Genomic DNA, 23,575 nt, shown 5'->3' on the forward strand with positions numbered 1-23,575 from the left:
TCAGTCCTCTTGCGGCACGCCGTCCGCGATGTCGTAGTAGTCGCCCTTGTCCGCAACAAAGATATGCTTCTCTAGGGAGACACCGGTAGGTGCCTCGACCGAGCCAAGCGAAAAACAGATCGCGTCCCCATCTTCAGCTTTCCAGAACAGAAACGATCCGCAACGGGCGCAGAAACCCCGTTTCGCCACCGGACTGGCCGCGTACCAGCTCACCTCGCCGGAGATCATCAGCTCTGCCTCCGGCACGCGAGCCGACGACCATATACCCCCGGATTGCCGACGGCATTGGCCGCAGTGACACATCGAGGCGCCCTGCGGTTGGGCGGATGTCTCATAATGAATACCCCCGCAAAGACAGGACCCCTTGATCATCTTGCAACCTCCAGGTTGGGAGCGCTGCTCGCGCCGAGCAGAACGCCGTAAACAATGAAACAAATTGCCAGCAGGCGACGGATCCAGACGCTGAAGACGGCTTTCATTGCAGCTTTTCCCAGGCTGGCACCCAGCAGGGTGAAACCGGTGTAACTCAGAGTGGTCAGGCCCAAGGCAGTGGGCACGATCACCAGCATCTGGTCCCAGACCGGCACGTCCGGCTGGATGAACTGCGAGAACGCGGCGAGATAACCCGCCACGCTCTTCGGATTGATCACGGCCACCGCCAAGGCGTGCAGGTAGATGTGACGGGCGGGCCGGACAGTGGCCGGAACCGGGCGTGTCGCGTTGCGCCAACCACGCCAACCCAGATAAATCAGAAACCCGGCGCCAATCAGCTTGGCCACCAGAAATCCGGTGGGCGAGGCTGCGATCAGAGTCGTCACCCCCAGGGCCGACAGCAATAGGAACAACGTCGCTTGCGTCAGGATCGCCAGAACACCGACCATTGCACGCCCAAACCCCAAGGCCATTCCGTTGGAGATACAATTCACCGCATTCGGCCCGGGTGTGGTCACGAAGACAGCCCAGAACAACCCAAATATGATCCAGGCATCAATACTCATCAATACACCGGCGGAGCAATAACCCAGACCGCGACGGCCGGCGTGTCATAGGGGTTGGCCCATTGGTACGGCTCTTCCTTGATCCGGAAACTGTCGCCGGGCCCCACGGTGAAACTGCGCCCCCCGATCAGCAGGTCCAACCGGCCTGAAATCATGTAGCCAACCTCCTGCGTCGGGCGGTCGGCGGGGGTCTGCATCCGCGAATGCGGACGAAAGGTGGAGTGCACCATCTCGAAGTCATCGGTCAGATCGGGCGACAGCAGTTCTTCGATCAGACCTTCGTCGCCCGACCCCATCGGACGGCGCGCGCCTGCGCGGACAATGTACCCCTGTTCTGAAACCGGCGCCGCCGAATGGGCAAACAACATCGACATCGGCACATCCAACGAGCTGGCAATCGCTCTAAGATCAGAAATCGACGGTTCCGACATATCCCGCTCGACCTGGCTCAACCAGCCAACAGACCGACCAAGACGCCCCGCAAGATCGGCAAGCGTCACGCCACGCGCCTTACGCAAGGCGCGCAGATCCGCACCGAGTGTTGCGTGATATGGTGATTGATCTGTCACAGGGGCTCCATGAAAAAGCGGGTCATTTTTTCACGATGCACTGGCTTTGTGAAATTTCAAAGCCTTTTTTCATGAACGGCCCCGACAAACAAAAACCGGGGCCATAAAGGCGCCCGGCTTCGTCATCTTTCCAGAAATACTCTGGGGTGAGGCCGTCAGGCCGAGGGGCAACGCCCCTTGATCACCGAATCAATCGGCGCGGCTGAAGACCTGCTTCAATATGAGCGTCAGCTGCTCTGCGTCTTCTTGCGTGAAGGCATCCGGCTGATCGCTGTCGATATCAAACACGCCGATCAGCGCTCCGTCGCGGTTCCATACCGGCAGCACCAGCTCGGACCGTGTCGATGACGCACAGGCGATATGGCCCGGAAAGGCGTCAACATCAGCGACCAGCTGCACCTCACCGCTGCGCGCCGCTGCTCCGCAGACGCCGCGTGAAAACGGGATCTGCAAACATCCATGACCACCCTGATAGGGGCCAATCTTCAGCAATTGCGGCGCCACTACCCGATAAAACCCAGTCCAGTTGAACCGATCATCGCTGTGGTGGACCTCACAGCTCACGGTTGCCATCAGCGCAACTTCGTCAGTCTCGCCCTCAGTCAGTGCAGCGATAGTCTTGGCAAGTGTTTCGTACTCGACCTGCAAGAGCAGCCCTCCTCAAGTGTAGCAGAGGGGGCTGTCTGCCCCCTCTTGACCTTCAGGTCAATTCACCCCCGAGAGTATTTTGGTAAAGGTGACATTCACACCCGCTCGATCGCGATTGCCGTTCCCTCGCCGCCGCCGATACAGATGGCAGCGATCCCCCGTTTGAGACCGCGTTTTTCCAGCGCGTTGAGCAAGGTTACAATAATCCGCGCACCAGAGGCCCCAATCGGATGCCCCAACGCGCAGGCACCGCCGTTCACATTCACCTTGTCGCGCGGCAGCCCCATTTCACGCATGAAGGCCATGGGCACAACTGCGAAGGCTTCATTCACCTCCCACAGGTCGACATCATCGGTGGTCCAGCCGATCTTCTCCATCAGCTTCTTCGCTGCTGGGACTGGAGCAGTTGTGAACAGACCCGGCGCCTGTGCGTGGCTTGCATGCCCCATGATCCGGGCGCGTATGGTCAAGCCTTGCGCCTCGGCAGCCTCCTGCGAGGCCAGAACCAAGGCCGCCGCGCCATCGGAGATCGAGGAGGCATTTGCTGCCGTTACGGTGCCATCCTTGCGGAAGGCCGGTTTGAGCGTCGGGATCTTGTCGGGGCGCGCCGATTTCGGCTGCTCATCGGCATCCGTCACGACCTCGCCTTTTCGAGTTTTTACGGTGACAGCCGCGATTTCACCGGCAAACGCACCGCTTTCCTGTGCGGCCAGCGCATTGGATAGCGATGTCAGCGCGTATTCGTCCTGCGCTTCACGGGTGAATTGATAGGTCTCAGCGCAATCCTCGGCAAAGCTCCCCATCAGGCGGCCCTTGTCATAGGCGTCCTCGAGGCCGTCGAGAAACATATGATCAACCACCTGCCCGTGCCCGATCCGCGCGCCATTGCGCATCTTCGGCAGAAGATAAGGCGCATTGGTCATGCTCTCCATACCGCCCGCAACCATGGTATCGGTCTGCCCAAGCGCGATCTGATCATAAGCAATCATCGCGGCCTTCATCCCGGAGCCACACATCTTGTTCAGCGTCGTTGCAGGCACCTCTTCTCCGAGGCCAGCCGCAAACCCGGCCTGTCGCGCGGGCGCCTGGCCCTGGCCCGCCGGAAGGACGCAGCCCATCAGGACCTCATCCACCGTGCTGGCGCCTGCCCCCTCAAGAGCTGCGCGGATTGCAGCGCCGCCGAGGTCGGCGGCCGCGACGCCGTCGTACATGCCCTGAAAACCTCCCATCGGGGTTCGGGCCGCGCCTGCGATCACTACATTTTTCATCTAATATTCCTCCTAATCTCGAAATAGTGCATACAAAATCGTAAGGATTGACGTCTAGTTTGATCGTCAACACATATTGACGCGGGGACACTCATGAGCCTGACGAGCACAACAGCAGATGGTACACAGATCGTGACCGTCAATGCCGAACGCATTGATGCAGCGATGGCCATCCAATTCAAAGAAGACATGCGCGCGACCACCGAAAATGGCCCTGATCGCGTCATTCTTGATCTGTCCGAAGTAAAATTCATCGATTCCAGCGGTCTTGGTGCTATTGTAGCTGCTATGAAGCAGCTCGGACAGGGCCGGAAACTGGACCTCGCCGGGCTGACGCCGATGGTCGACAAGGTGTTTCGACTGACGCGAATGGATACTGTTTTTGATTTGTATGCGTCACTGAGCGACGCAACGACTGCCACCCGCATCGATTCTTGACCCCACGCGTGATTGTAACGCGGAGCGAAAAGACTATGGTAGAAACCTTTTCCTGCACGTTCACGGCAACGGAACTGGATGCCAGATCCGGTGTACAGGATGTTGTGGCGCGGCTGCGCAAAATGGGCATCCCGGAAGCCCGGGCGGATGAGGTGCAGATCGCCTTGACTGAGGCGGTGAACAACGTTGTCGAACATGCCTATGCCGGCATGGACATCGGGGATGTCCGCATACGGTGCAATCTGCACCCTGACCAGCTGTGGATCTCGATTGGCGATGGCGGCGCTCCGTTCAAGGATGGCGAATTGCCGATCGCGACCGCGCATGACTTGACTGTTGAGACCGACCAGCTGCCAGAAGGCGGCTTTGGCTGGCTGCTGATCCGCGAACTCACCTCAGATGTGCAATACAAGCGAGATGACAGCGGCAACAACCTTTCCCTGTGTTTCGAAATTCAGATGCGCAACGCCAATAGCGCGTGACGTCTAGCGCCCGAGTTCCGGCATCCATCGCTACCATGCGGACGGCACATTGGCCACCCGGCGGCGAACACCAGACCTCCTCTCTCCTCTTTATCGCTCGGTTCATCGGGCTACAGGCGGCGCCAGTGCAGATGATCTGCGCCGGAACGGCGCCATTCCGCATTGCGCCGTAGCGACAGCGGCGACTCATTCATCCTCCTTTGTCGTTGCCTTTGCGTCCGTGCGACCTAAGCTGCCTTCCAGTTACAGGAGGCACCATGCGCGATTTTCACTTCCCCGGACGGTCGGCGGTCTTTGCCGAAAATGGTCTTTGCGCCACATCTCATCCGCTGGCGGCGGGCGCGGCCATAGACATTCTGAAACGCGGCGGCAACGCGATGGATGCCGCAATCGCTGGCGCGGTGCTGCTTGGCATCTGTGAACCGCAAATGACCGGGATTGGTGGCGATTGTTTTGTTCTTTACTCCCGCCCCGGCTCGCCGGTTATGGCCCTGAACGGATCGGGGCGTGCCGCCGCGGCCGCCAACGCGGCCGGGCTGCGGGCGAATGGGTTGAGCGCGATTCCCCTGACCAGCGCCCATGCAGTGACCATACCCGGTGCAATCGATGCCTTCTGCAAACTCTCCGATACCGAAGGGCGGTTGGGGCTGGATGCCATCCTTGCCCCTGCTATCCACTATGCGGAAGTTGGGGTTCCGGTGGCTCCGCGAGTGGCCTTTGACTGGCAGAACGATGCCGACACGCTTCAGGGCAGCGCCCGCGACCAGTATCTTTTTGATGGTGAGCCACCGCGGATCGGGCAGATATTTCGCGCTCCAGGTCAGGCCGAGGTATTGCGGCGCGTCGCCAAAGACGGGCGTGATGCGTTTTATACGGGCGAGGTCGCCGAAGATATGATTGCTGCGTTGCAAGCCCGCGGCGGGTTGCAACGCAGCGAGGATTTTGCCGCTACGCAGGCTGACGTCACCATACCGGTTGTCGGCAGCTACAAGGATATCGAGCTGGTCGAACACCCGCCAAATGGTCAGGGGGCCACCGCTATTCTGATGCTGAATATCCTGAAGCATTTCGATATGGCAGGCATGAACCCAGTTGGCGCAGAACGTATTCACATCGAAGCCGAAGCCGCAAAGCTCGCCTATGATACGCGCAACCGGTTCATTGCGGATCCAGATCACACGGCCCGTTTGGACCATATGCTGGCGCCGGAAACGGCGGTGCGCCTGGCCGAGCTGATCAATCCGAAGCGCGCGATGGCTGCACCTGCTCCGATCAGCGAGGCAGTGCATAAAGACACGATCTATATCACCGTCGTCGACAAGGACCGCATGGCCGTTTCGCTGATCTATTCGATCTTCCACGGTTTCGGATCGGGGATCGCCTCCGACAAGTTTGGCATTCTGTTGCAAAACCGCGGCGCAGGCTTCACCTTGGAAGAGGGCCACCCCAACATGCTGGCAGGCGGCAAGCGGCCAATGCACACCATCATTCCGGGAATGCTGTGCAAGGAAGGCGCGGTCTCCATGCCCTTTGGCGTGATGGGTGGTGCCTATCAGCCCAATGGTCACGCGCGATTCGTCTCTAACATGACGGATTTTCGCATGGATCCCCAGGCGGCGATCGATTTGCCCCGCGCCTTTGCCGATGGCGCCACCCTGAAGGTCGAACGCGGCTACAGCGATGCGGTGAGACAAGAGCTCGCGGATATGGGACACAACATCGCGATACCGGAGACCGCAATTGGCGGAGCACAAGCGATCCAGATTCATCGCTCAGGTGTGCTGGAAGGTGCCAGCGACCCTCGGAAAGATGGCTGCGCTCTGGGGTATTAAACCGCACGACAAGACCGCAATTGAGAGAAATGGATCTTCGCACTTTGGCCGCGCCAGTGCGGAGTTCATAAGGCTGAGGTCCAGAGGCCTGCCGCTTATATCAGTTCAGTTGATAATGCAGCTCATAGCTGCCTTCGTCAAAACTGCCGAACATCTCTGGAATATCGGGGTGCCCCACGGGTTCGCCGGAATAGTCGGCGATCAGGTTCTGTTCCGACACATAGGCCACGTAGTAGGTCTGATCGTTTTCCGCCAGCAGATGGTAATACGGCTGGTCCTTCACCGGGCGGCTGTCTTCGGGAATGGCCTCGTACCATTCCTCGGTATTGGCAAACTCTGGATCGACGTCGAACACAACTCCGCGAAAGGGATGTTTGCGGTGACGGACAACCTGTCCCAGATTATATTTTGCGCGCGTTCTAAGCATGAATGCTGTTCCTATCGCCTCATGATACTCTGCGACAAGGGAAAATGTCGAATCCACGGCCCGGTTTCGCCGGAAACACTGTGTCATTCACGATAGAACAATGCTGTCGCCATATACCTGCGCCTTCTGAGCCCTCGGCAAACAGCCGCGATAGCGCTCGGGTGCAGGGCTTTGCGCAGATGAACCCTTGGTTTCTGGGCAGCCAGCTTTCATATAGGGGGCAAGTTGGAAATGGAGAGCAAGCGCATGATCGATATTCTTGGCGGCGCGGGAGATATGGCCCCCGCAGGTGATCTGGTCAAAGACGTGACCGAGGCAACATTCATGCAGGACATTGTCGATGCGTCGATGCACGCGCCGGTGATCGTCGATTTCTGGGCTCCTTGGTGTGGCCCCTGCAAAACACTTGGACCCGCGCTGGAAGCTGCCGTGGCCAAGGCAAAAGGCGCCGTCACCATGGCGAAGATCGACGTGGATCAGAACCAACGTCTGGTTCAGGCACTCTCGCAGCAAGGACTTCCTTTGCAGTCAATCCCGACGGTTGTCGCCTTTGTTCAGGGGCGGCCCATTGACATGTTTCAGGGCGCGGTAGCGCCGTCTGAAATCGACGCATTCATCAAACGTGCAATCGAAGCAGCCGGTGGCAGCGCGGACGGCGGGCTGGGCGAAGCTGTCGAAGCGGCCGAGCAGATGCTGGCCGATGGTGATTTCGCGGATGCGGCGCAGACCTTCGCCGCCGTGCTTGGCGAAGATGATCACAGCGCCGCCGCCTACGGGGGGCTGGCACGCGCCCATGTCGCCATGGGAGATCTCGACCAGGCGGAGGCGGTGCTCAATGGCGCACCTGCCGATATCTCCGATGCCGCAGAAATCGAGGCCGCTCATGCCCAGATCGCCCTGGCTCGTCAGGCCGAGAATGCAGGTCCCGTGACGGAATTGCGCGCAACCGTGGACGCCTACCCCGAGGACCATCAGGCCCGGTTTGATCTGGCACAGGCCCTGCACGCAGCTGGCGACACCCAAGCCGCAGTGGATGAACTCCTGACATTGTTCCGCAAAGACCAAGAGTGGAACGACGGAGCGGCCAAAGCACAGTTGTTCACAATTTTCGACGCTCTGAAGCCAAACGATCCGATTGTCCTCAATGGTCGGCGCAAACTCAGCTCCATCATATTTGCCTAGGGCGGCGCCAGCGCTACAGTCCCTAGCATGATACAGGTTGCTGATCTGCCCGACACTCTGCCGGTGTTTCCGCTGCCCGGGGCGTTGCTCTTGCCCCGGGCGCGATTGCCGTTGCACATATTCGAACCGCGCTACCTGCAAATGCTGGAGGATGCGCTCAAGACGCCACACCGGATGATCGGCATGATACAGCCGTTCCCGTCGAAAACCGGCGACAATAGCCTGCACAGCATCGGCTGCGCCGGACGGGTGACGCAGTTTTCGGAAACCGAAGATGGCCGCTATCTGATTACCTTGTCCGGCGTCTCACGGTTTCGGATCAAGACCGAGATCAATGGGTTCACGCCATATCGGCGGTGCGATGTCGACTGGGACGGGTTTCATCGCGATCTGGGCCGGGTTGAGGCGGACGACGATTTCAACCGCGCCCGCTTTCTAGAGCTGCTCGAACGTTTCTTTGAATCGCGCAACCTTTCGACAGATTGGGATGCCCTGAAGGACGCAGAGGACGAGCTACTGATCAACTCCTTGTCGATGATGCTCGATTTCGACCCCGAAGACAAACAGGCCTTGCTCGAAGCGCCCTGCCTTGCCACAAGGCGCGAGACCCTAATCACATTGATCGAATTCGCCCTTCGCGGCGGCTCGCATGAGGAAATTCTGCAATGAGCATTGAACCGTCTTCCACCGGAGCCAGTGAGGCGCCCTTTGACCGCCGGATGCTTGAGGCACTGGTCTGCCCGCGCACGCAGACGGTCCTTGAATACGATGCCTCAGCGCAGGAGCTGATATCGCGCGCGGCCAATCTGGCCTTTCCGATCCGCAATGGCATTCCTGTCATGCTTGAGGGCGAGGCGCGCGTTCTGGACTAGGCCGATACCTGCCGCAATGCGATTGAAGCTGAAATCTTGATGTGGCCGGGCAAGTTTTGTCCGGCCAATTTGATTTGCACCCGCACCATGGCCAGCTTCAGATCGGCAGCCCTTGAAGCAATCTCGGCAGATCCCCGGTCAGTCCGGCTGCCTCACGAATAAAGGTGCGGCGCAGCCCCGGAAAGGCGCCAACCACGGCCATCCCAACGTCGCGCCCCAAGCGCAGTAGCGGGTTATCGTTGGAAAACAGCCGGTTGAACGCATCGGTAGCTGCCGCCAGACTGGCGGTATCGAAGCGACGCCACTGTTGATAACGCGCAAGCACAAGCGGAGAGGCAATATCTTCGCCCCGGCGCTTTGCCTCCGTCAGCACCTCCGCCAATGCGCCGACATCGCGAAGCCCTGCATTCAGCCCCTGCCCTGCAATCGGGTGGACCCCATGGGCGGCATCGCCAACCAGCGCCAGCCGGTCAGCCACAAACGCATTGGCGAGGGTCAGGTTCAAAGGGTAGGTGAAACGGTCACCGGCCAAGCTGATCTCGCCCAGAAAATCGCCAAATCGGGGGCGCAGCGCCGCAAGGTAGTCCGCCTCGTCCAGGGCCTGGATCGCTTCAGCAACCCGGCTCCGTTCACTCCAGACGATGGAAGACCGATTGCCCGGCAACGGCAGAATCGCCAATGGGCCAGCGGGCATGAAAAATTGATGGGCGACGCCGTTGTGTGGCGCCTCGTGTTGAATGGCGCAAACCAGCGCCGTCTGACCATAATCCCAGCCGGTCCGTTTGATACCTGCGCGTGCTGCGGTGCCACTGCGCCGACCATCCGCCCCGACGATCATTCCCCCACGCAGCGCGTCACCAGAGGCCAGCGTAAGGGTCACACCAGTGGCGTCGACATGCTGCGCGACGACTGTCTGCTCATCCACCAGCGTGATTGCGGAATCCGCCTCCATCGCGCGGCGCAGGGCACGACGCAGATAGCGATCCTCAATCATGTATCCCATAGGACCATCTTCGATCTCGGCATGATCGAAATGCATGAAGAACGGCGATGGTCCCTGACCCGCGCGACCATCGGTGACCTTGATGTCCAGCATCGGCTGGGCCTTGTCCGCGACCTGCGACCAGACGCCAATCTGCTCCAGCAACCGCTGTGATGCGAGCGCCAGCGCATAGCTGCGCCCATCAAAGCCGTCATCGTCGCGCAGATCCCGCGGCAGCGCGTCGATCAGCGTCACCGTGTGGCCTGTCTGGGCCAGCGCCAATGCCAGGGCCGGACCATTCAGGCCACCGCCCACAATCAGGATGTCGGTTGTGTTTTTCATGCCCCGCAATATGCGCCTGCGATTGGGATTGTCCATGGGGCGCGGTGCCGCTACCGTCGCCTCATCCCGAGCAATTTGGAGAGGCGCACATGCAAGAATGGCTGACGCAGACCGCAGCGGATCTGGGCCGTGGCATTGAGGCAGGTGAAATCTGCCCGGTTGCCTTGACCAGAACCTATCTGGAGGCCATTGACGCCCATCCCAAGCGCGACCGGATCTACACCATCGTCACCCATGACCGCGCCCTTGCCGAGGCCGAGGCGGCAAAGCTGCGCGCGGCGCAGGGACAGCGGTTGTCGCTGCTAGACGGCGTTCCGATCAGCTGGAAGGATCTTTTTGACAGCGCTGATATCACAACCGAAGCCGGGTCCAATCTGCTGGCCGAGCGGGTCCCCGAACGCGATGCGCTGGTTCTGCAGACGGCAACATCAATGGGCGCTGTCTGCCTCGGCAAAACACATATGAGCGAGCTGGCCTTCTCCGGGCTTGGTCTCAATCCGGTGAAGGCAACACCGCCTTGCATCCATGGTGATCAGGCAGCCCCTGGCGGATCGTCCTCCGGTGCGGCAGCTTCCGTCGCCTTCGGTCTGGCGGCCTGTGCAATAGGCTCTGATACTGGGGGATCTGTACGAATTCCCTCGGCCTGGAATGATCTTGTCGGACTAAAGACGACCTCCGGCCGGATCAGCCTGGAAGGGGTTGTCCCGCTTTGCCTCAGGTTTGATACCGTCGGCCCTCTGGCACGATCGGTCGAGGACGCCGCGCTTTGTCTAGGTATCCTGGAGGGCACCCATGGCCCCGATCTGCGCGGAACCACCTTGGAGGGACGTCGCTTTGCCGACCTGCGGACCGTGGCGCAGGAGGATCTGGCCCCTGAGATTGCCGAGGCCTACAGCGACGCCCTGAATAAACTACGCGCAGCCGGAGCAGATATTGTCCCGCTGGAGGTTCCTGTGCTGAAGGAGGCCATGTCGCTCAGTGCGATCCTCTTTACAGCGGAGGCCTACGGCCTGTGGAAAGATGTGATCGAGGCAGCACCACATATGATGTTTCCCGAGATTCTGGAGCGGTTCCGCTCCGGGGCCGGTTTCAGCGGTCCGGACTATGTCGCCGCCTGGGCCAAGCTGGAGCAGTATCGAATGGACTGGGATCTGGCCACCGCAGGGTTTGACGGCGTTCTCTGCCCGACCTCTCCGATCCTGCCACCTGATGTCGAACGGCTTCAGAACGATCACGACTACTACATCCATTCAAATCTGATGGCCTTGCGCAACACCCGGATTGGCAATCTGATGGGACTGTGTGGCCTGTCACTGCCCACTGGCGTCCCCTCATGTGGCTTGCAGATCCTGGGGCAACCTGACTGCGAAGAGGCCCTCTTGCGCGTCGGCGCAGCTGTGGAGCGGGCATTGGCGTGAAAGCCACATTTTGCCAAGCCCACCTTCGCGCGGCTGGACGCAGGGGGATCCGCTCTGTAGTTTGTTTGTGAACGGGGCATTAACGATCCCGGACCTGAGGCCAAACACATGAATTTTCCGGAGCGGTTTTCAAACCTGCCGCCATACGCGTTCCCGCGACTGCGGGCCCTGTTGGACCATCACACGCCGGGCGGCGATGTGGTGCATATGACCATCGGCGAACCCAAACATGATTTCCCGGCCTGGGTGACGGATGTGATCGTCGAAAACGCCGCCGGCTTTCAGAGCTACCCTCCCAACGAGGGTAGCACCGAGCTGCGCGGCGCCATCAGCGACTGGATCAAGCGCCGCTATGATGTCAGCGTCGACCCAATGACACAGGTCATGGCGCTGAACGGCACCCGAGAAGGGCTCTACAATGCAGCGATGGCGCTCTGCCCGGAACAGAAAAACGGCCAGAAACCAGTCGTGCTGATCCCGAACCCCTTCTATCAGGTCTACATGGTTGCCTCGATCTCGGTTGCAGCAGAGCCGGTTTTTCTACCCGCGACGGCTGCGACGGGTCATCTGCCCGATTATAGCAGCCTGCCGCCCGAGGTGCTGAACCGCACTGCTGTCGCCTATATCTGTTCGCCCGCCAACCCGCAGGGTGCCGTAGCCAGCCGGGACTACTGGACCCAGCTTATCCAACTGGCCGAGCAGTATGATTTCCGCATCTTTGCCGATGAATGCTATTCTGAAATCTACCGGGATAGCGCACCGGTGGGTGCCCTGAGCGTCGCACAAGAAATGGGTGCGGACCCGGAACGGGTGGTGCTGTTCAATTCGCTCTCGAAGCGCTCCAATCTTGCTGGTCTCCGCTCGGGCCTCATCGCCGGCGGATCGGAAACGCTAAAGCGGGTGCATCAGCTGCGCGCCTATTCCGGCGCCCCGCTGCCCGCACCGCTACAGGCCGCTGCAGCCCGAGTTTGGGCGGATGAAGCGCATGTCGTGGAGAACCGCGCGCTTTATCAGGCAAAATACCGGATTGCGGATCAGGTTTTTGACGGGCTGGACGGTTACATGGCACCTGAGGCAGGTTTTTTCCTCTGGCTACCGGTCGAGGACGGAGAGGCGGCGGCACTGAAACTGTGGCTGGACACCGGCGTACGGGTGCTGCCCGGATCTTATCTGGCCCAGGGCAACGGCACCAAGAACCCGGGCGCCGGTTATATTCGGGTGGCACTGGTCGCCCCCGCAGATCAGACCGAGGTAGCCCTGCGCAAATTGCGCAACTGCCTCTACTGATGACCCATTCGATGCGCCCCTTTCAACGAGCGGCGCCAAAATAAAAAAGTCATGGGGCCCAAACCCGCGCATAAGAAGCGGGACGCCCCGACGGACAAGATGAAACGAGGTAGGCATGGCATTTCAGACGCGCAGCCGCGATCCATTGCTGGACAGTAACATGCAGGCGGCCATCGAGAAGCGTGGCAAGGAACTGATTGGCGCACTGCTGATTGGCCTCGGCCTGATGGTTGCCCTGATGATCGGCAGCTATTCGGCAGATGATCCGAACTGGATGGTCTCGACTGATGCCCCGGTGCAAAATATGCTGGGTCGCACCGGGGCATCGCTGGCCTTCATTCTGATCACGCTCTTTGGCAAGGCCAGCTGGGCGATCGCGCTCTTCCTGACCGTCTGGGGTGGACGCTGCATCTTGCATCGCGGCGAAGACCGGTTCCTGTGGCCGCTGCTGCTGTCGCTGCCCTGGCTGCTGCTGGTCTCCTTGCATCTGGAAACGCTGGTCCCATCCGACGCCTGGAAATCGGCGCATACCTTCGGTCTCGGCGGTATGATCGGATATACCTTTCTGGGGATGCTGTTGGCCCTGCTGCCAGTTGGGCTGATCTTTCTGGTCAAATTCCTCTCACTCCTCACCGCGCTTGGAATGTTGGGCCTGGGCGCCACCGTCCTCGGCTTTACCCGCGCTGAAGTCACCCGTGGTCTGCGGTTCGTATTGGTCGGTCTCATTCTGATCTACGGTGCGATCGCCGGTGTCCTTGGCCGGGGCGCAGCAAGCGGCATGCAGGCAGCGCTCAACTATCGAAGCCGCCGCGCCGAACGTACAGCAGCAGCGGTCGCGATGGCAGATGTCGTCGACAGCACCGAAACCGACCCGCAGATGTTCGAGCCGTTGGAGTTCGACGACGGGCCCACAGCAGCGCCGCCGCTTGGTGCTCCGGTGCTTGGGCCGGCAGCCGCCCCTTATGGCCGGGTAGAACCGGCATTTGACATGCGCCACGAAGATGAGCCCGAACCGGTCAAGGAAAAGACTGGCCTGTTTGCCCGTGTGCCGAACCTCATCCGCCGGGCCGAACCAGTGATGCCCGAACCGGAACTTGTTGAACCCGTCCTGAGTGAGGCGAGCAGGGCAGCGGATCTGGACACCCTTCCCGGCGATGAGCGGATCGCCGAAAAAATTGCCAGTGCCGTACGCGTGCGCCGCGCTGCTGATGTGGCACCCGAAGTGGATTTCCCGCTGACCAAGGGCCGTGGACGTCGACCGGAACCCCTGATTTTTAACCCTAATCACAACGTCGAAGGTCTTCCGCCCGAACCACCGCTGACCGGTGCGTCGATGGACGCTATGGAGGCGGCGATGGGAACGGTCCCGCCTGTTCCACCCGCACCAGAGGTCGGATATTCCCCCGATGCTGAGCCGCACCAGGGGTACAATAGTGCTGCATATGAGCATCCGGCGTCCGCTGGGTTCGTCGACCATGTCGCCTCCGAAGGGCTGCCAAGCGCTCCGACCCCAGACGCCAGCGGTGCGCAGGTTCTGCGCCGTACCGCAGAAAGCGCCGCCGCATCTCATGCGGCAGCGGCGACGGTCGCCCCGCCCGTAACGCCCCCTGTGACACTTCCGGTGGCAGAGCCACGTCGGGCTGTTGTGGAACAGCCAGTCCGCAAGCCGCCGCAGCCATCGGCCCGCGCAAAGGCCGAAGCACAGCCCCCCTTGGCCTTTGAAGATGCCAGCAGTGATTTCGAATTGCCGCCGCTCTCGCTGCTGACCAGCCCGGCACAGATCGAACGCCACCACCTGAGTGACGAGGCGCTGGAAGAAAACGCGCGAATGCTGGAATCGGTATTGGATGACTATGGCGTCAAGGGTGACATCGTCTCGGTGCGCCCCGGTCCTGTTGTCACCATGTATGAACTGGAGCCGGCACCGGGTCTCAAGGCCAGCCGCGTGATCGGTCTGGCCGATGATATCGCACGCTCCATGTCGGCACTGTCCGCGCGGGTCTCTACCGTGCCGGGTCGCACCGTGATCGGTATCGAACTGCCCAACGACAAGCGTGAGAAAGTTGTCCTTCGCGAAATTCTTGCGTCACGCGATTTTGGCGATGGCACCCATGCGCTGCCACTGGCGCTTGGCAAGGATATTGGCGGTGACAGCATGGTCGCCAATCTTGCGAAAATGCCTCACCTGCTGATCGCAGGGACCACCGGCTCGGGTAAATCGGTGGCGATCAACACCATGATCCTGTCGCTGCTGTACAAGCTGACGCCCGAAGAATGCCGTCTGATCATGATCGACCCTAAGATGCTGGAACTCTCCGTATATGATGGCATTCCGCATCTTCTCTCGCCTGTGGTGACAGATCCGAAAAAGGCCGTCGTCGCCCTGAAATGGGTAGTCGGCGAAATGGAAGATCGCTATCGCAAGATGTCGAAAATGGGCGTGCGGAATATTGCGGGCTACAATGGCCGGGTGAAAGAAGCGCTTAACAAAGGCGAGATGTTCAGCCGCACCGTGCAAACCGGATTTGACGACGACACGGGCGAACCGGTCTTTGAAACCGAAGAATTCGCGCCCGAGGCGTTGCCCTATATCGTGGTCATCGTCGATGAAATGGCCGACCTGATGATGGTTGCGGGGAAGGAGATCGAGGCCTGCATCCAGCGTCTGGCGCAGATGGCCCGGGCATCGGGCATTCACCTGATCATGGCCACGCAACGGCCCTCGGTCGACGTGATCACCGGTACGATCAAGGCGAATTTCCCGACGCGGATTTCGTTCCAGGTGACCTCCAAGGTCGACAGCCGGACCATTCTCGGCGAAATGGGCGCCGAGCAGCTGCTGGGTATGGGCGACATGCTCTATATGGCGGGCGGCGCGAAGATAACCCGCTGCCACGGACCGTTTGTGTCAGATGAAGAAGTCGAAGAGGTGGTCAACCACCTCAAGCAATTCGGACCGCCCGAATATATCGGCAATGTGCTTGACGGCCCGGATGACGATAAGGCCGACAATATTGATGCGGTGCTGGGTCTCTCTACCGGTGGCAATACCGATACCGAGGACGCGCTATACGATACGGCGGTACAGATCGTCATCAAGGATCGCAAATGCTCGACCTCCTATATCCAGCGAAAACTGGCCATCGGCTACAACAAGGCAGCACGTCTTGTTGAGCAGATGGAGGAAGAAGGGCTCGTCTCTCCTGCAAACCACGTCGGAAAAAGGGAAATTCTGGTTCCCGAGCAATAGTCGTTTCACGGCGGGGCCAATTGGTCCCGCCTCTTCACATTTGCCAATGTCTCCCTATCTAGAAACCATGAAACAACTTGCCTACGCCCTAGCGCTGACGCTCTGTGCCCCGGCTGCATGGGCAGCCGAGAAACTGAGCCTGAACGACGTTTCGCAATATTTGAACGGGATCTCTACTGCGACAGCCCCGTTCAGCCAGATTAATGACGATGGTAGCCTCTCTACCGGCAAGCTTTATATGCACCGGCCCGGACGGATGCGGTTCGAATATGATCCACCCAACAAGGGGGTTGTGGTTGCAGGCGCGGGCGCTGTTCTGATTCAGGATCCGAAGTCAAACCAGCCGCCCGAGACCTATCCACTCAACCGGACGCCACTTTCGCTGATCCTGGCCCGCAATGTGAACCTGGGCCGCGCCAATATGGTGGTGGGTCACGGCTTCGATGGCACCTCCACGATTATCCGCGCGCAGGATCCTAAAAACCCGGAATATGGCAGTATCGAAATGATGTTCACCGACAACCCGGTTGAGCTGCGGAAATGGGTGATCCACGATGGTTCCGGCGGCAAGACCACGGTGATCCTTGGCGGGCTGCAAACCGGGGTCAAGCTGTCCTCCAAACTGTTCAACACCAGTTCAGCCCCGTCGCGCTAAAGAGCGGCGACGTCAGACATGAGACCCCCCGCCCGAACAATCGGACGGGGGGTCTCATGTCGTAATGATCGCAACAGTCAGCGTGCGCGGCGACAGGTGGCAAGCTGTGTCTGATACATCTCAGCCCGCGCCTGCACCTTGGCAGCAACCCGCAGCAGCCATGGTTTGGATCGGTAGGTTCCGCGGGCGAAACCGGTATGGCCATCATGGTAGGCTAGGTACTGGTTGCGCGCATCATAGAGCGACACACCGTTGCGGTCCCGCGTCTGGTTCATATACCAGCCCATGAAATCGGTGGCGTCCTTGATCCGGTTGCGCTTGGCGCCGCGGCGGCCGGCAGATTTGCGATAATCGTCCCAGGTGCCATCGAGCGCCTGACTGTAGCCATAAGCGCTGGACTGCCGCCCCATCGGGATCACCCCTAGTGCAAAGCGGTGCGGTGTGCGCGCGTCGGACCGGAAACGGCTTTCCTGATGGATGATGGCCATCTGCACATGCATGGGAACGCCCCAGCGCTTCTCTGTGGCGCGGAACGCCTTCAGATACTCGGGCCGTTGCTTGATGATGCTGCACGCATTGTCGAGATTGCGCGGCGGTGAGCCACCGCCACCTCCGCAGGATGCCACGATCAGCAATAGGATCATGGCGCCTATGATTCTGCTCATTGCCTCTGCCTCTTGTAAATCACTGGGCGTATTTTGGCGGCAGTGTAGCTAATCACGAGCGGCGTGAAAATCACTATTCCGTGGCGCCGGCAACCTGTCCCGGACCAGCGCCACCGATCATCGGCGGTCAGAGGTCAAATGTCGCGAAGACAGGCGCATGGTCACTTGGTTTCTCCCATCCACGCGCATCCCGCATTACCCGACTGGAATGGGAGGAGTTTTTGATGTCGGAGCTGGCCCAGACATGGTCCAGTCGGCGCCCCTTGTCCGCCGCATCCCAATCCTTGGCACGGTAGCTCCACCAGCTGTAGAGCCGCCCATCCGGGATATCATTGCGGGTGACATCCGACCAGCCACCCGCCTCCATGACATCGGCGAAATGTTCGACCTCAATCGGAGTGTGGCTCACCACTTTCAGCAGCTTCTTGTGATCCCAGACGTCATCTTCGCGCGGCGCGATATTGAGGTCTCCGACAAGGATGGATTTCTCCGGCCGCTCAGAGTGAAACCAATCCCGCATATCAGTAAGATAGTCGAGCTTCTGGCCGAATTTCTCATTGACCTCGCGGTCAGGCACATCGCCGCCAGCGGGGACATAAAAGTTATGGATGGTAACGCCATTTTCGAGACGGCCCGCGATGTGGCGGGCATGGCCAAGACCGGCAAAATCCTTGTCACCGACATCCTCGATCGGCAGCCGGGAGAGAATTGCGACGCCGTTGTAACCCTTCTGGCCGCGGGCGATCATATGGCCGTAGCCCAGCTCGGCAAATTGCTCCAAGGGAATCTTGTCGACCGGGCTCTTACACTCCTGCAGGCAGAGTACATCCGGCCCCTCCTCTGCCAACAGCTTGCAGACAATCGGCTCCCGCAGGCGAACCGAATTGATATTCCAGGTGGCTAGGGTAAACGACATCGCGCGCCTCTTTCTCAAATGTCTGTGCTGTTGGCCGGATACTGCCCGCTCTGGCGCGGTGATACCAGTGCACAAATGGCATCGAGAGAACGGCGAAATCATCGCCGTGTCTTCATCATTCGCGCTGCTATGAACGAAAAAAAGCCGGGCACTAGGCCCGGCAGTCCAACAGGGAGGAACATGTCATAACCCGGACATGCACGGGATCTCTCGTCAGTGCCGTCGCACTTGTCTCAATGACCACCATACCTCCCAGTCCGGGCGATTCTGTGGCGCTGAGGTGTCAGATGGCCAGTTTGTAGCCACCCGACTCTGTGACTAGTATACGTGCATTTGACGGATCTGGTTCAATTTTTTGGCGAAGTCGGTAGATATGGGTTTCCAGCGTATGGGTTGTAACCCCGGCATTGTAGCCCCAGACCTCGTGCAGCAGCACATCGCGTTGCACAACCCCCTCGTTAGAGCGGTACAGGAATTTCAGGATGTTGGTTTCCTTCTCGGTGAGGCGGATCTTGCGATCGTCCTCGGTCAGAAGCAGTTTCATCGCCGGTTTGAACGTATAAGGACCAAGTGCAAATACGGCATCTTCGGATTGTTCATGCTGGCGCAGTTGCGCGCGGATCCGGGCCAGCAGGACCGGAAACTTGAACGGTTTGGTAACATAGTCATTCGCCCCGGCATCCAGCCCGAGGATCGTATCCGCATCGCTGTCATGCCCGGTCAGCATCAGAATCGGTGCTTTCACACCTTGTTTGCGCATCAGGCGGCAGAGTTCGCGGCCATCGGTATCGGGGAGGCCAACATCCAGGATGATCAGGTCATAAAGCGCCTCTTTTGCGCGCTCCATAGCTGTCTGACCGTTCTCGGCTTCGAACACGTCGAAGTCTTCGGTCATAACCAGCTGCTCGCTCAGGGCTTCGCGCAGATCTTCATCATCGTCTACAAGCAGAATTTTCTTCAGTTGGGCCATAACCTTGTCCTCCTGTGCCGTGCACAACAGATGCGCAGTCCGCCGCCCGATCACAAGTTATGCTGCAAGAGTTTCACGCCGACGTGTCCATGGGGCGGGAATTGTTTCACTTTCCCACAGTTTATGACTACTTAAAGACTGTTCACCGCAGCGGTGCCGCGCCCCAAGACGTCAATGACCCACAGGATTTCCGCATGAGTCTGATGCCCACGATGATCGACCTACTGGCCCGCGCGCGGGTGGACCTGCGTATGGGCTTGCCGGTCGTCCTGACCACGCCCGATCAGGCGGTATTGGCCGTCGCGGTTGAACCATTGGACAGCACCCGACTGGCGAGCCTGCGCACGCTTGGCCCACTGACATTGGCCGTGACAGCCCGGCGGGCGAGTACTCTGAAGGCCCGTGCCTATGATGGCGATGTTGCCCGCATCAGCGTTCCAAATTCAGCGGATCTGTCTTGGCTTCAGGCCGTTGCCGACCCCGCTGACGATCTGAGCACACCGATGAAGGGCCCGCTGCAAAGCGGTCGCGAAGGCAATGCAGAGCTGCACCGGTTGGCCATTGCCTTGGCCAAATCGGCCCGCCTGTTGCCTGCCGCGGTGGTTTGCCCCCTGCAACATCCCGCACAATTCGCCCAGAGCCATGGGCTGACAACCCTGCCGCTCGCCGCAGTTGCACCGCTGATGGTCGAAAGTTCGCCGCTTCATCCCGTCGCCGCGGCTCGTCTTCCAATCGCTGCAGCCGAAGCCGGGCGGCTGCACATCTTTCGCCCGGAAGATGGCGCGGAAGAACATTATGCCATCGAAATCGGCAAACCTGACCGTAGCCTTCCAGTCCTTGCCCGACTGCATTCCGCGTGTTTCACAGGCGATGTTCTTGGCTCGCTCAAATGCGATTGCGGCCCCCAGCTGCATGGAGCGCTGAACCAGATGGGCGCCGAAGGACAGGGCGTACTGCTCTACCTCAACCAAGAGGGGCGCGGCATTGGCCTAGCCAATAAAATGCGCGCATATTCCCTGCAAGATCAGGGGTTTGACACGGTTGAGGCCAATCATCGCCTTGGGTTCGAAGATGATGAGAGAGATTTTCGCCTAGGCTCGGCAATCCTGAAGGAGCTGGGCTTTTCTTCGGTGCGACTGCTGACCAACAACCCCAACAAGATTTCCATGATGGAAAAAACCGGTATCACAGTCACCGAACGGGTACCGCTGAAGGTCGGGGAGACCACGTTCAACCGCGAATATCTCGCGACAAAAGCCGCCAAATCCGGTCACATGCTATGAGATCGGGCATCCCGCGTGACCTGCGGTCAACCGATATGCTGCTCACCCCAAGGGGCCTGCGCTTTGCTGGACGCACCCTGCCCTGTTCAATCGGGCGCGGTGGGCTGAGTCCGAACAAGGTCGAGGGCGATGGTGCAACGCCAATCGGCTGCCATCTTGTCGTCGGTATGCTCTATCGACCGGACCGAATGGCATCACCAACCGATTGGGCTGAGCCGATCGGGCCCGGCGACCTGTGGTCCGACGCTTCCGACGCCGAGGATTACAACCAACACGTCCGCGCGCCATACTCCGACAGCCATGAAGCCCTCAGACGTGCTGACCCGTTGTATGATCTGGTCCTGGTCACGGATTGGAACTGGCCGGTTGCCGAGCCCGGCCGTGGGTCGGCAATCTTCCTGCATCAGTGGCGGCGCCCCGGCTTCCCGACCGAGGGCTGCATCGCTTTTTCGCGTCAGGATTTACACTGGCTGGCCAAACTGGTTCTGCCCGGTACACGCCTTGTGGTGCCACCGCTGGCGCGCTGAGACGTTGCCGCGCAGGCTATCAGAGCTCGTAAGCGCGCGCACCGAAGATGGCCGATCCAACACGCACATGGGTCGCGCCTAACGCAACAGCAGTTTCAAAATCACCACTCATGCCCATCGACAGGCCCGTTAGGCCATTTCTCTCTGCGATCTTGCGGAGAAGAGCAAAATGCATGCTCGGTTCCTCAGCTGCGGGCGGAATACACATCAGACCTTCGAGGGGCAGATCCATATCCTGACATTCGCGAATGAAGGCATCTGCTTCACCCGGAGGGATCCCGGCTTTCTGCGGCTCCTCGCCGGTGTTGACCTGGACGAACAGCTTTGGACAATGGCCCAGTTCCTGCGCCAGCCGCGCGATGGTCTTGGCCAGTTTCGCGCGGTCAACAGTATGAATGTTCTGAAACAGATCCATCGCCTGCCGCGCCTTGTTGGTTTGCAGCGGGCCAATCAGGTGCAGATCCAGTTCCGAGTAGCGCGTCGCGAAGTCCGGCCATTTTCCGGCGGCTTCCTGCACACGATTCTCGCCAAAACAGCGATGCCCCTCTTCCAGAACCGCCGCGACCCTGTCGTTGGGTTGAACCTTGGATACCGCGATCAGCTGCACCGACCCTCGAGGGCGGCCAGCTTTTTCTTCGGCGGTATGAATGCGGGATTGGATCTCCTGAAGCGACATGGGGCAGTCTCACTATGGTCAGATGTTGCCGCAGAAAAACACAGTTTCTGCACAAAAGAAAAGGGCGAGCTCGTAAGAGCCCGCCCCAAGAACCGTAGTGGTTCAGGTCAGCTTAGAAGCTGAACTGAGCACCGAAGTCGGCACGCATCTGGCCGTCGGCGCTGCCCACTTTGCTCTCGCCGATACCACCGCGCAGGGAGACACCGCCGCCCAGGTCGTGGATCACGCCCAGACCAACGTTGCGGGTGTCGCCGTCGCCGGAACCGTCGCCGTAAGCGAAGGTCAGGGTAGTCGCGGAGCTTACGTCGTAAGCAGCAGAGATACCGTAGAAGGTGTCGGACTGAGCAACGTTGCCCGCGATGGATTCATCACCAACCAGCAGGGTGCCGGAGAATGCGCCCCAGGTGCCGCCCAGCGACAGAACAACGATGTCGTCGTCGTCTGCTGCGCCGTTGTCGGTTTCACCGTATGCCAGAGCGGCAGTGATGTTGCCGAAGGTGTAAGCAGCGTGGATGTCGAAACGGTCGCCGTCGCCACCGTTTGCCGCCTGGTCGTAGGACGCAGCAACAGCGAAGTCACCAACTGCGTAACGAGCGTAAACGCCGTTCACGCCTGCGCCACCGGAGGAGTAACCAACGAAGTCGTAGTTAACGCCGGAGTACTGACCAACGAAGTTTTCCAGGCCCGGCTCGTTGCCGTAGTAGTTGGGCAGGTTGTCGATTGCGCCAGCAACGTTACCTACGTCAACACGCAGACCGCCGTACTCAACCGAGAAACGCGCGCCGTTCAGGCCAGCTGCGTTTGCTTCGCCGGAAGCTGCATCTTCGTCAGCCTGCATACGAACGCGAGCGGAGAACTTCACGCCTGCGTCGGTTTCAGCGGAGCCATCGATGTTCATGCGGAAACGGCTGACGATCACGGTGTCGGAAGTGCCACCAACGGTACGATCTTCAACGTAGCCGATACCAAAGCGGCCGTAGCCACCGAACGAAACGTCTGCTGCTGCAACACCAGCGGTGGCGACCAGCGCAGTCGAAGCGAAGAGAATCTTTTTCATGTTTTTCCCTCGGGTTTAAATGTCCAAGCTCAAACAGGCGCTGAGTGGCACAAGTCTGAGTACGCCCTCCGTTTCGCTCTTTTTGGGGTCGTTACGCAAGCTTGGGCGCAGGCGGCAAATCCTTTCGGCCCGAAGTTGATGCAACCATGTCACAGTATCTTAACCCGAGCGGCATCAACGGCTTCGCACAGAGAGAGTCTATTAAAGAATAGGCTTGTTGCCGCCCTATCGCTTGGCTAGGACTAGTCCGCAACCGGAATAGCAACGGATCTTGCCCATCATGCGCTGGCTCACGAAACTTGGACTCATCTCGCTTCTGGCTGTCACCGCCAGCTGTGGCGCATTCGGCGGCAAGAACCGCGGCGGCCCGTCGGCCTATAATGAAAACGTCATTGGCGGCAACCCGCGGAACCCGGAGAACATAGAAGGCACGACAATCTGGGATGCCTTCAAACCCACGAAGGCCGAACAGATTGTTCAGGTGAACCGTTACCTCTGGACCGCAACGCTGGATGTGCTGGACTTCCTGCCGCTGCAAACCGTCGAACCCTACACCGGTGTGATCGTCACAGGTTACGGTACTCCCCCGGGTGGCGGGCGCGCCTATCGTGCAACGGTTCATATCAAGGATCCCGCACTGGATGCCCGCTCGCTAAACGTGTCGCTTCAGACCCGCAACGGCCCAGTCAGCGCCAGTACAGCACGCGCGATCGAGGATGCGATTCTCTCTCGGGCCCGCCAGCTGCGCATCGCCGACCGCAAGCTTTAACCCGGCGCATCCCCCTCTTCTGCCCTCTGGAACAGGCGGGCAAACATCACTATCACAAGCGC

The 23,575-nt window shown here is 59.8% G+C and carries 25 protein-coding genes; 13 read left to right on the forward strand and 12 right to left on the reverse strand.

Annotated features, from left to right (window positions below; genetic code table 11):
• From WLQ66_RS13805 to WLQ66_RS13825, 5 genes are all read right to left on the reverse strand, one after another.
• Positions 1–372, reverse strand: a complete 372-nt coding sequence (locus WLQ66_RS13805) for a GFA family protein (RefSeq protein ID WP_340546915.1) — start codon at positions 370–372, stop codon at positions 1–3.
• Complete coding sequence (locus WLQ66_RS13810; RefSeq protein ID WP_340546916.1) at positions 369–998, reverse strand: LysE family translocator; 630 nt, start codon at positions 996–998, stop codon at positions 369–371. The genes WLQ66_RS13805 and WLQ66_RS13810 overlap by 4 nt, the downstream gene beginning before the upstream one ends.
• Positions 998–1,567 (reverse strand): helix-turn-helix domain-containing protein, encoded by a 570-nt coding sequence (locus WLQ66_RS13815; RefSeq protein ID WP_340546917.1) that lies wholly within the window; start codon positions 1,565–1,567, stop codon positions 998–1,000. Before WLQ66_RS13815 ends, WLQ66_RS13810 begins: the two co-directional genes overlap by 1 nt.
• A gap of 189 nt (positions 1,568–1,756) precedes the next feature.
• Positions 1,757–2,215 (reverse strand): free L-methionine (R)-S-oxide reductase MsrC, encoded by a 459-nt coding sequence (gene msrC / locus WLQ66_RS13820; protein WP_340546918.1) that lies wholly within the window; start codon positions 2,213–2,215, stop codon positions 1,757–1,759.
• A 95-nt stretch (positions 2,216–2,310) separates the two neighbouring features.
• On the reverse strand, positions 2,311–3,483 hold the full coding sequence (locus WLQ66_RS13825) for a thiolase family protein (protein WP_340546919.1): 1,173 nt from the start codon (positions 3,481–3,483) through the stop codon (positions 2,311–2,313).
• A gap of 93 nt (positions 3,484–3,576) precedes the next feature.
• Here WLQ66_RS13825 and WLQ66_RS13830 point away from each other — a divergent pair, with 93 nt between their 5' ends.
• The 3 genes from WLQ66_RS13830 (at position 3,577) to WLQ66_RS13840 (ending at position 6,235) form a co-directional block, all read left to right on the forward strand.
• Positions 3,577–3,921 (forward strand): STAS domain-containing protein, encoded by a 345-nt coding sequence (locus WLQ66_RS13830; RefSeq protein ID WP_340546920.1) that lies wholly within the window; start codon positions 3,577–3,579, stop codon positions 3,919–3,921.
• Positions 3,922–3,956: 35 nt separating this feature from the next.
• Positions 3,957–4,403 (forward strand): ATP-binding protein, encoded by a 447-nt coding sequence (locus tag WLQ66_RS13835; protein ID WP_340546921.1) that lies wholly within the window; start codon positions 3,957–3,959, stop codon positions 4,401–4,403.
• A 257-nt stretch (positions 4,404–4,660) separates the two neighbouring features.
• Positions 4,661–6,235, forward strand: coding sequence for a gamma-glutamyltransferase family protein (locus tag WLQ66_RS13840; protein ID WP_340546922.1), 1,575 nt, complete (start codon positions 4,661–4,663; stop codon positions 6,233–6,235).
• Between the two features lie 100 nt (positions 6,236–6,335).
• On the opposite strand, the gene hspQ is transcribed toward WLQ66_RS13840, so the two are convergent.
• Positions 6,336–6,662: a heat shock protein HspQ gene (gene hspQ, locus WLQ66_RS13845; RefSeq protein ID WP_340546923.1), complete on the reverse strand. Its 327-nt coding sequence runs from the start codon at positions 6,660–6,662 to the stop codon at positions 6,336–6,338.
• 246 nt (positions 6,663–6,908) lie between these two features.
• Between hspQ and WLQ66_RS13850 the strand changes: the two genes are divergently transcribed.
• From WLQ66_RS13850 to WLQ66_RS13860, 3 genes are read left to right on the forward strand one after another with little or no spacing between them, the layout of a single operon-like run.
• On the forward strand, positions 6,909–7,844 hold the full coding sequence (locus WLQ66_RS13850) for a tetratricopeptide repeat protein (protein WP_340546924.1): 936 nt from the start codon (positions 6,909–6,911) through the stop codon (positions 7,842–7,844).
• 27 nt (positions 7,845–7,871) lie between these two features.
• Entirely contained in the window at positions 7,872–8,513 is a 642-nt protein-coding gene (locus WLQ66_RS13855) for an LON peptidase substrate-binding domain-containing protein (protein ID WP_340546925.1), read from the forward strand.
• The gene (locus WLQ66_RS13860) at positions 8,510–8,716 is read left to right on the forward strand and encodes a Trm112 family protein (protein ID WP_340546926.1); all 207 of its coding nucleotides are present in this window, start codon (positions 8,510–8,512) and stop codon (positions 8,714–8,716) included. The genes WLQ66_RS13855 and WLQ66_RS13860 overlap by 4 nt, the downstream gene beginning before the upstream one ends.
• Positions 8,717–8,813: 97 nt before the next feature.
• On the opposite strand, the gene WLQ66_RS13865 is transcribed toward WLQ66_RS13860, so the two are convergent.
• A complete protein-coding gene (locus WLQ66_RS13865; protein ID WP_340546927.1) occupies positions 8,814–10,040 on the reverse strand; it encodes an FAD-dependent monooxygenase in 1,227 nt (408 codons plus the stop codon).
• Between the two features lie 89 nt (positions 10,041–10,129).
• On the opposite strand from WLQ66_RS13865, the gene WLQ66_RS13870 reads away from it, so the two are divergent.
• From WLQ66_RS13870 to WLQ66_RS13885, 4 genes are all read left to right on the forward strand, one after another.
• Positions 10,130–11,458 carry an amidase gene (locus tag WLQ66_RS13870; protein WP_340546928.1) on the forward strand — a complete coding sequence of 443 codons (1,329 nt, stop codon included), beginning with the start codon at positions 10,130–10,132 and terminating at the stop codon, positions 11,456–11,458.
• A gap of 108 nt (positions 11,459–11,566) precedes the next feature.
• Positions 11,567–12,745, forward strand: coding sequence for an aminotransferase class I/II-fold pyridoxal phosphate-dependent enzyme (locus WLQ66_RS13875; protein ID WP_340546929.1), 1,179 nt, complete (start codon positions 11,567–11,569; stop codon positions 12,743–12,745).
• A gap of 115 nt (positions 12,746–12,860) precedes the next feature.
• Positions 12,861–15,995 (forward strand): DNA translocase FtsK, encoded by a 3,135-nt coding sequence (locus WLQ66_RS13880; protein WP_340546930.1) that lies wholly within the window; start codon positions 12,861–12,863, stop codon positions 15,993–15,995.
• Between the two features lie 67 nt (positions 15,996–16,062).
• A complete protein-coding gene (locus WLQ66_RS13885) occupies positions 16,063–16,650 on the forward strand; it encodes a LolA family protein (RefSeq protein WP_340546931.1) in 588 nt (195 codons plus the stop codon).
• 77 nt (positions 16,651–16,727) lie between these two features.
• Here the strand turns inward: WLQ66_RS13885 and WLQ66_RS13890 are convergent, their stop codons facing one another.
• From WLQ66_RS13890 to WLQ66_RS13900, 3 genes are all read right to left on the reverse strand, one after another.
• Positions 16,728–17,315 carry a transglycosylase SLT domain-containing protein gene (locus WLQ66_RS13890; protein ID WP_340546932.1) on the reverse strand — a complete coding sequence of 196 codons (588 nt, stop codon included), beginning with the start codon at positions 17,313–17,315 and terminating at the stop codon, positions 16,728–16,730.
• Positions 17,316–17,442: 127 nt separating this feature from the next.
• Entirely contained in the window at positions 17,443–18,231 is a 789-nt protein-coding gene (locus WLQ66_RS13895) for an exodeoxyribonuclease III (protein ID WP_340546933.1), read from the reverse strand.
• A 283-nt stretch (positions 18,232–18,514) separates the two neighbouring features.
• A complete protein-coding gene (locus WLQ66_RS13900; protein ID WP_340546934.1) occupies positions 18,515–19,201 on the reverse strand; it encodes a response regulator transcription factor in 687 nt (228 codons plus the stop codon).
• A 194-nt stretch (positions 19,202–19,395) separates the two neighbouring features.
• Here WLQ66_RS13900 and ribA point away from each other — a divergent pair, with 194 nt between their 5' ends.
• A complete protein-coding gene (ribA, locus tag WLQ66_RS13905) occupies positions 19,396–20,484 on the forward strand; it encodes a GTP cyclohydrolase II (protein WP_340546935.1) in 1,089 nt (362 codons plus the stop codon).
• 35 nt (positions 20,485–20,519) lie between these two features.
• A complete protein-coding gene (locus WLQ66_RS13910; protein WP_340547248.1) occupies positions 20,520–21,011 on the forward strand; it encodes a L,D-transpeptidase family protein in 492 nt (163 codons plus the stop codon).
• A gap of 19 nt (positions 21,012–21,030) precedes the next feature.
• Here the strand turns inward: WLQ66_RS13910 and WLQ66_RS13915 are convergent, their stop codons facing one another.
• The gene (locus WLQ66_RS13915) at positions 21,031–21,687 is read right to left on the reverse strand and encodes a YggS family pyridoxal phosphate-dependent enzyme (protein ID WP_340546936.1); all 657 of its coding nucleotides are present in this window, start codon (positions 21,685–21,687) and stop codon (positions 21,031–21,033) included.
• A 112-nt stretch (positions 21,688–21,799) separates the two neighbouring features.
• Positions 21,800–22,744 carry a porin gene (locus WLQ66_RS13920; RefSeq protein WP_340546937.1) on the reverse strand — a complete coding sequence of 315 codons (945 nt, stop codon included), beginning with the start codon at positions 22,742–22,744 and terminating at the stop codon, positions 21,800–21,802.
• 280 nt (positions 22,745–23,024) lie between these two features.
• Here WLQ66_RS13920 and WLQ66_RS13925 point away from each other — a divergent pair, with 280 nt between their 5' ends.
• The gene (locus WLQ66_RS13925; protein WP_340546938.1) at positions 23,025–23,513 is read left to right on the forward strand and encodes a DUF3576 domain-containing protein; all 489 of its coding nucleotides are present in this window, start codon (positions 23,025–23,027) and stop codon (positions 23,511–23,513) included.
• Positions 23,514–23,575: the final 62 nt, after the last annotated feature.

Source organism: Phaeobacter sp. A36a-5a, assembly GCF_037911135.1.
Taxonomy (GTDB): domain Bacteria; phylum Pseudomonadota; class Alphaproteobacteria; order Rhodobacterales; family Rhodobacteraceae; genus Phaeobacter; species Phaeobacter bryozoorum.